We start from the raw sequence: 622 nt of genomic DNA, 5'->3' as shown, positions 1-622 counted from the left end.
GCGGAGCGCCCGCTGGGCCTGCCCGAACGACAGGTGACCGGCCTGTCCGAGGTCGACGCCACCCGGCTGCTGACCCGGCGGGTCGGCCCCGACCTGCCCGCCACCGTCCGCGACCGGCTGCTCGTCGAGGCGGCCGGCAACCCGCTCGCGCTCACCGAACTCCCGGTCGCCGCCGGAGCGCAGACGCCGGCGCCGGGCGGCCTGCCGCTCACCAGCCGGCTGCTGATCGCCTTCCACGGCCAGGTCACCGGCCTGCCCGCGGCCACCCAGACGCTGCTGCTGGTCGCCGCAGCCGAGGAGAGCGGGGCACTGGACGTCGTCCTGCCCGCCGCGGCCGCCCTCGGCGTCACCGCCGAGCACCTCACGCCCGCCGAGCAGTCCGGGCTGGTGACGGTCACGGCCGACCGTCGGATCGCCTTCCGGCACCCGCTGCTGCGCTCCGCGATCCTCCAGCGGGCGCCGCACCACCAAAAAGTGACAGTTCATCAGGCCATTGCCCGGGCGCTGCCCGACGGCGACCGCCGCACCTGGCACCTCGCCCTGGCCGCCACCGTCCCCGACGCCGGCCTCGCCGACGCGCTGGAACGCACCGCCGTCCGCGCCGAGCGTCGCGGCGGCCACG

Annotated in this window: 1 pseudogene; it reads left to right on the top strand. The window is 77.5% G+C overall.

The features are described 5' to 3' along the window. Positions 1-622: pseudogene (locus KS423_RS46845) on the top strand (helix-turn-helix transcriptional regulator); the annotation flags it as partial.

Source organism: Streptomyces sp. LS1784, from assembly GCF_020103755.1.
Lineage (GTDB): Bacteria > Actinomycetota > Actinomycetes > Streptomycetales > Streptomycetaceae > Kitasatospora.
The sequence above is the reverse complement of the archived record's forward strand: the minus strand, read 5'-3'. Positions and strand labels throughout refer to the sequence as shown.